This is a genomic window from Actinomycetospora rhizophila (assembly GCF_042657905.1).
Lineage (GTDB): Bacteria > Actinomycetota > Actinomycetes > Mycobacteriales > Pseudonocardiaceae > Actinomycetospora > Actinomycetospora rhizophila.
In genome coordinates this window covers 399,185-405,543 of record NZ_JBHSKG010000003.1, presented here as the reverse complement: position 1 = coordinate 405,543, position 6,359 = coordinate 399,185, and the positions used below count along the sequence as shown (strand labels likewise).

At 75.3% G+C, this 6,359-nt stretch carries 9 protein-coding genes and 1 pseudogene; 2 read left to right on the top strand and 8 right to left on the bottom strand.

The genetic code is table 11. The features are described from left to right. Positions 1-131 precede the first annotated feature (131 nt). From ACFPK1_RS09375 to ACFPK1_RS09360, 4 genes are all read right to left on the bottom strand, one after another. Positions 132-341, bottom strand: coding sequence for a DUF4236 domain-containing protein (locus ACFPK1_RS09375; RefSeq protein ID WP_378020639.1), 210 nt, complete (start codon positions 339-341; stop codon positions 132-134). Positions 342-474: 133 nt separating this feature from the next. Next, on the bottom strand, positions 475-1,668 hold the full coding sequence (locus ACFPK1_RS09370; RefSeq protein WP_378020638.1) for an MFS transporter: 1,194 nt from the start codon (positions 1,666-1,668) through the stop codon (positions 475-477). A gap of 11 nt (positions 1,669-1,679) precedes the next feature. Further along, complete coding sequence (locus ACFPK1_RS09365; RefSeq protein ID WP_378020637.1) at positions 1,680-2,936, bottom strand: RNA polymerase sigma factor; 1,257 nt, start codon at positions 2,934-2,936, stop codon at positions 1,680-1,682. After that, complete coding sequence (locus tag ACFPK1_RS09360) at positions 2,933-3,313, bottom strand: YciI family protein (RefSeq protein ID WP_378020636.1); 381 nt, start codon at positions 3,311-3,313, stop codon at positions 2,933-2,935. Before ACFPK1_RS09360 ends, ACFPK1_RS09365 begins: the two co-directional genes overlap by 4 nt. A gap of 199 nt (positions 3,314-3,512) precedes the next feature. On the opposite strand from ACFPK1_RS09360, the pseudogene ACFPK1_RS09355 reads away from it, so the two are divergent. Both ACFPK1_RS09355 and ACFPK1_RS09350 read left to right on the top strand, forming a co-directional pair. Then, positions 3,513-4,118 (top strand): annotated as a pseudogene (locus ACFPK1_RS09355) (MFS transporter); the annotation flags it as partial. 126 nt (positions 4,119-4,244) lie between these two features. Continuing rightward, positions 4,245-4,625, top strand: coding sequence for a hypothetical protein (locus ACFPK1_RS09350; protein ID WP_378020635.1), 381 nt, complete (start codon positions 4,245-4,247; stop codon positions 4,623-4,625). A 54-nt stretch (positions 4,626-4,679) separates the two neighbouring features. Here ACFPK1_RS09350 and ACFPK1_RS09345 read toward each other — a convergent pair whose 3' ends face one another. From ACFPK1_RS09345 to ACFPK1_RS09330, 4 genes are all read right to left on the bottom strand, one after another. After that, positions 4,680-4,883, bottom strand: a complete 204-nt coding sequence (locus ACFPK1_RS09345; protein WP_133828054.1) for a cold-shock protein — start codon at positions 4,881-4,883, stop codon at positions 4,680-4,682. A gap of 128 nt (positions 4,884-5,011) precedes the next feature. Then, complete coding sequence (locus tag ACFPK1_RS09340) at positions 5,012-5,488, bottom strand: nitrile hydratase subunit alpha (RefSeq protein WP_378020651.1); 477 nt, start codon at positions 5,486-5,488, stop codon at positions 5,012-5,014. 111 nt (positions 5,489-5,599) lie between these two features. Beyond that, positions 5,600-5,881 carry an SH3-like domain-containing protein gene (locus ACFPK1_RS09335; RefSeq protein WP_378020634.1) on the bottom strand — a complete coding sequence of 94 codons (282 nt, stop codon included), beginning with the start codon at positions 5,879-5,881 and terminating at the stop codon, positions 5,600-5,602. Continuing rightward, entirely contained in the window at positions 5,874-6,158 is a 285-nt protein-coding gene (locus ACFPK1_RS09330; RefSeq protein ID WP_378020633.1) for a hypothetical protein, read from the bottom strand. The genes ACFPK1_RS09335 and ACFPK1_RS09330 overlap by 8 nt, the downstream gene beginning before the upstream one ends. Positions 6,159-6,359: the final 201 nt, after the last annotated feature.

Below are 6,359 nucleotides of genomic sequence, written 5' to 3'. Positions count from 1 at the left end.
CGGCAACCGCCTCGTGGGCATACTGCACGGCTGCCTCAAGACCCGAACTCCCTACGACGAGACCACCGCATGGGCCCACCGTCAGGCATCTGCAGCTTGACCCTGGAGCCCATGGGATGCCTGAGGGGTCCTCACCGGCGGGGACGGCCCTTGCTCTGCCAGTAGCCCGGGCCGGGGGTGTCGACCGTGTGGCGGCGGCTCTTCGCGTTCCACGACCAGCGCCCGGCGCCGAGTCCCCAGCTGACGCCGTCGGGGCCCGCGTGCAGGCGCAGCGGGCCCAGCCGGAACGTGCGGCGCAGGTGGTGGCGCGGATGGATGCGGGGCAGCAGACGGAATCCCATGGAGGCTCCTCCTCGATCGGGGTCACAACGGCTGCCCGGTCGGTGGAGTTCCCGAACGGCGCCATCCGGACCAATCGGGCGGCGCTCACGGACGATGCGGCCGGGGTCCCGCGCGGACCCGACCGGTCGACCGTCAGGCCGAGGCCGGCACGCCTTCCCGCGCGCGGCCCTGCGACGCCGCCCGGTGGCGCACCAGCATCCGGCGCCCGACGAGCACCCCGCCGCCGGCGACGAGCATCGCGGCCGCGGCGACCACCCAGGCGGCCGCGAACGACATCCCGGTGGCGATCAGGCCGAAGCCGACCGGCCCGAGGCACCCGCCGGCGTACACGCCGACCTGCACGATCGCGGTCGCCGCGGCGGGCGCGGTCGGGTTGAGGCGCACGACGGCGAACTGCAGCAGGCCCGGCCAGGACCAGCCGAGCCCGAAGCCCAGCACCGTCCCGACGACCAGCGCCACCGAGCCCGGCACCGCGAGCAGCACGACGCCCGCCGCCCCGAGGATCAGGCAGCCGGCGACCACCACGACGTGACCGCCGCGGCGCCGGTCGGCGAGCCAGCCGTGGACCATGCGCATCACGACCGCGACGACACTGCCCAGCGTCAGCACGAGGCCCGCGAGCCCCGGCGCGACGCCGCCGTCGACGGCCGAGGCGACGAGGAAGATGCTCAGGCCCGTCGAGCTCGCGGCGCCGAGGCCGGCCGCGACCCCGATCACCGCCAGCGCGCCGGTCGCCCGCTCGGCGGTGCTGTCGGTGGAGCGCTCGCCGCGTCCCGAGCCCCGCGGCGCCACCACCAGGGCGGCCAGGGCGAGCCCGGCGCCGATCACGTAGGCCCAGCGCCAGCCGATCGTGAGCCCGACGGTCGGGACGGCGAGGCCCGCGAGCAGGGTCGCCAGCGGGACGCAGGCCTGCTTGACCCCGAACGACAGCCCGAGGCGCCCGGGCGGCATCGCGCGGGCGAGGGTGAGGTTGGTGGCGAGCTGGCCCATGACGTTCGTCCACGCCCCGACGAGCACCAGCACCACGACCGCGGTGAAGCTCTGGCCGAGGACGGCGGTCAGCAGCATCGCGACCGCGGCGCCGACCAGGCCGATCCGGCTCGTCAGCCGGGAGCCGAGCTTCTCGACCAGCTTCCCGACCGGCAGCGACACCAGCGCCGACACCCCGAAGTACGCCGAGACGACCAGGCCCAGCGCGGCCGGGTCGAACCCGAGGTCGGCGCCGATCTGCACCGACAGCGCCCCCAGGAGGAACACCGGGAGCACGGTGGCGGTGGTGATCGCGACGGCCCCCGCCCCGGTCCGCAGCGCCGTTTGCTCGCTCATCGTTGTCAACGCTAATCGAGTTCGGGGCGCGGAGGGGACGTTCGTGACGCGCGCTCCTCCAGGTAGCGCTTCTCGGCCTGGTTGAGGGCGGCGCGGGCGGCTCGCCGGTAGTGCTCGCGGGCGCCGGCGTGGTCGCCGAGGCGCTCGAGGAGGTGGCCGCGCACGGCGTCGGGTCGGTGGCTGCGGCGCAGGCGGGGGTCGTCGGCGACGGTGTCGAGGACGTCGAGCCCGGCCCGCGGCCCCTGCGCCATACCGACCGCGACCGCGCGGTTGAGGGTGACGACGGGGTTGTCGGTCCGGCGCTCGAGCAGGCCGTAGAGCACGACGATCTGCGCCCAGTCGGTGTCGGCGTCCGTCGGCGCCTCCGCGTGGACGGCGGCGATCGCGGCCTGCAGCTGGTAGGGGCCGAGCGGGCCGGCGGCCAGGGTGCGCTCGAGCAGCGCGGTCGCCTCGGCGATCGCGCCGTGGTCCCAGCGCGCCCGGTCCTGCTCGGCGGTCGTCAGCAGCCGCCCGTCCGACCCGACCCGGGCCTCGCGCCGGGCGTCGGTGAGCAGCATCAGCGCGAGCAGCCCCGCGATCTCCGCGTCGTCGGGCAGCAGGCGCTGCAGCCGCCGCACGAGCCGGATCGCCTCCGCGGTGAGGTCGACCCGGGTCAGCGACGGCCCCGCGGTGGCCGTGTAGCCCTCGTCGAAGACCACGTAGAGGACGTGCAGGGCGCTGGCCAGGCGCGCGTGGCGGTCGGTCGCGACGGCGCTCGGCCCGGCCTCGCCGATCGTCGCCTTGGCCCGCCTGATGCGCTGGGCCATCGTCGTCTCGGGGACGAGGAACGCGCGGGCGATCTCGCTGGTCCGCAGGCCGCCGACCGCGCGCAGGGTCAGCGCGATCCGGCTGGGCTCGGAGAGGGCGGGGTGGGCGCAGAGCAGCAGCAGCTCGAGGGTGTCGTCGGCCGGGTCGCCGTCGCTGCTCGGCGGCGCCGGCTCGTCGACCCGCTCCCGCACCGCCAGCGCGTCCTCCCGCCGGCGGCGCGCCTGCTCGGTGCGCTGGAGGTCGGTGAGCCGGCGTCCGGCCACCGTGACCAGCCAGCCGACCGGCTCGTCCGGGATCCCGTCGCGCGGCCAGGCCGTCGCGGCGGCGAGCAGCGCCTCCTGGACCGCGTCCTCGCAGAGCGCGAACTGGCCGTGCCGGCGGACCAGCGCGCCGAGGACCTGCGGCGCACCGGTGCGCAGCAGGTCCTCGACGGCGCGGTCGACGCCACCGTCGGCGGTCACGGGCTGTCCGGTTCCCCCAGGCCGTAGCCGGCCGTGAAGATCACCGGCCGGACCTCGACCGGCAGGTGGTCGGTGCCCGGGATCATCGCGGCGAGCTCGTGGGCGCGCTCCGCGCTCTCGCAGTCGACGACGTAGAAGCCGCCCATGTACTCCTTGGCCTCCAGGAACGGGCCGTCGGTGACGGTGACCGCGCCCGGCCGGCCGCGGACCACGGCGCTCTGCGAGGGGTCGGCCAGGGCGTGGGTGCCGACCATCTCGCCCGTTTTCGTGATCGTCTCCATGAACCCCTCCTGGCCGCCGGCGATGTCGTTCCGCTCGGCCTCCGAGAGCGACTCCCAGACCTCGGGGTTCATCTGGATGATCAGCAGGTACTTCATGGCTCCTCCTCGATGTGACGGTCGGGAGCAGGTCGGAGCAGGCGACGGGCCCCTCGACATCCTTGTGCTGTGAGCGTGGTCACATCGGATCGGTGTCGAGGTCCCCGCATCGTGCCCCGACTCGTGGCCATGACGATCCCCCTGACGACCTCCCTGACGGCCCGGCGCTCGCCGTGGTGGGGGCTGGCGGCCGGCGACGCTCGCGCTGATCACCGCCCTGTTCGGCGACGAGCGGCAGCGCGGCGTCGCGATCGCGATCTGGGCGACGTGCCAGTTCGCGGGCGCCGCGCTCGGGCCTGTGTTGGGCGGGGTGCTGCTCGGGCACTTCTGGTGGGGCAGCGTGTTCCTGCTGGCCGTGCCCGTGATGCTCGCACTGCTCGCGGCCGGCCCGTTCGTGCTGCCGGCGGGCACCGGCGACGGCTCGGGACGGCTCGACCTCGCGAGCGTCGTGCTGTCCCTGCTCGCCGTGCTGCCGGTCGTGTGGGGGATCAAGGTGGCGGCGACGGGCACGGCGCCGCCGGCCGTCGCCGTGCCGGCGATCGTCGCGGGCGTCGCCGGCGGCGTGGTGTTCGTGCGCCGGCAGCTGCACCTCGAGCGCCCGCTGCTCGACCTCGCCCTGGTCCGGCGGCACCGGGTGACCGTGCTGCTCGCGGCACTCGTCGGCGCCGGCGTCGCGATGGCCGGCACCGGCATGCTCGTCACCCAGTACCTGCAGGCCGTGCTCGGGTACTCCCCCGTCGCGTCGGCGCTGTGGTTCGCGCCGATGGGCTCGGCGTCGCGGCCGGGACGCTGCTCACGCCGGTGATCGTGCGGCGGGCGCGCCCGCACGTCGCGATCGCGGGCGGGCTGGCGCTCTCCGCGCTCGGCGCCCTGCTGCTCGTGCTCACGCCCCCCGGGGGGCGGCGCGCCGATCGCCGTCGGCGCGGTCACGGTGCTCGCGCTCGGCACCGGCCCGCTGTTCACGCGGGGGATCGGGGCGATCGTGGGCGCGGTCCCGCCCTCGCGGGCGGGCGCGGCGGCGTCGCTGGCGGAGACCGGCAACTACCTCGGCGGCGCGCTCGGGCTCGCCCTGCTCGGCACGCTCGCCGCGGCGTCGTACCGCGGGGCGATGCGCGGTGTCGACGGTGCCGCGCGGGAGACGGTCAGCGGGGCCGCGGCCGCCGCTCGGGCGCTGCCCGCGCCGCAGGCCGGCGAGCTGCTGGCCGCCGCGCACGAGGCGTTCACCGGCAGCGTGCACCTGGTCGGTGTCGTCGCTGCGACGCTGTTCGCGCTGCTCGCGGTGGCGACGTCGCGGATCACGCTCGACGCGTGACCCCGGGGCGGCGGTCCCGCGGCGAGGTGCCGCGGGACCACCGCCGGAGGTGTCTCAGAGAGCCTGGACCGAGTCCGCCTGGGGGCCCTTCTGGCCCTGGCTCCACTCGAAGGTGACCCGCTGGTTCTCCTCGAGGGAGCGGAAGCCGCCGCCCTGGATGGCGGAGTAGTGGACGAAGATGTCCTTCCCGCCGTCGTCGGGGGCGATGAAGCCGAACCCCTTCTCGGAGTTGAACCACTTGACGGTGCCGTCGGCCATGAATCCTCTTTCCGTTGGTGCATCTGTGCGAGCGAACATCGACTGATCCACGAGGCTCGAGCACAGCGAGGAAAAGAAGACAGCAACGCGCGGGCCACGGTAACAGAGGGGTCACCGCCCCCGATCCGTCAGACCGCGGCCGTGCCGATCAGGCCCTTGCGGGTCACCAGCCCGGCGAGCTGCTCCTCGGACCGGTCCCCCGTGCCGGCGGGACGGCGCGGCAGCACCAGGTAGCGCGACTCGGCGCTCGCGTCCCACACCGTGATGCGCGTCGAGGCGGGCAGCTCGAGGCCGAACTCCTGCAGCACCGCACGGGGCTCGCGCACCACCCGCGACCGGTACGCCTCGCTCTTGTACCAGCCAGGCGACGGACCGAGCAGCGCGATCGGGTAGCAGGAGCAGAGCGTGCAGACGACGACGTGGTGCTCGTCGGCGTCGTTCGCGACCACCGTCAGCTTCTGCTCCTGCAGCGCCCCGCCCATCGAGTACCCGAGCTCGGCGATCGCCGCGTTGCCGTCGGCGAGGAGGCGCTCCCGGAACGCCGGGTCGACCCACGCCCGCGCCACCACCGCGGCCCCGTGCGCCGGCGTCCCGCCCGCGGTCAGGGCGTCGATGCGCTCGTCGATCTCGTCGGGCTCGAGCAGCCCCGCGCCGCTCGAGCAGCGCCTCGACGTGCCGGACGCGGGCCGCGACCGGGGAACTCGCGTGGTCGTCGCTCACGGTGTGCTCCCGTCGGGTTCGAGGTAGTCCTCCCACAGCTCGACGACCACCGCGTGGTCGCCGGCCCCGAAGAGGTCACGGGCGGCGAACCGCACGTGGTAGACGGCGCGCGGGTCGGAGTCGAGGCCGCGGGCGCGGTCGTCGGCGAGCGGGTGGTGCCCGGCCGTCGAGACGATCTCGCCGCGCGCGCCCCGGGCGTAGCGGGGCAGGCGGGTGTGGTGGGTCGGGTCGGCGACGCGGGTGCGGACCCGGTCACCGGGGGCGTAACGGTCAGTCACCGGAGAGCTCCTCGGGGGTGGCGACGCCCTTCTCCGCGAGCAGCGTGGTGATCGCGCGGAACCACTTCTCGTAGTACGACGCGGCCAGGTACTCCCCCGGCGGGATGCGCTCGATGGCGTCGCGGAACTCGTCGAGGTTGTAGACGCCCCGGCGCAGCAGGGCCCCGTTGAGCGCGACGACGTGCGCCTCCCAGTCGGCGTGGAACCGCGGTTCGTCGGGCTCCTCGACGATCGGCGGGAAGCCGACCATCCCGCCCACGTCGTTGATCCGGCTCACGAGGTGTTCCTACCGCTGCGGGGCGTGCCGCGGCCAGGGGTCGCGCGCGCTCGCGCCCGCCGTGTTCCGAGCGGGGGCACCTTCGCTCGGATGGACGGGCGAGGGGCACCCCTCGCCGGAACGGGGCGGGCGCCGTGGCGCTGTTCCGGACGCCGTCCCGGAGATCACGGGCACCTCATCGCCCCGCGCCGGGCGCCCGGG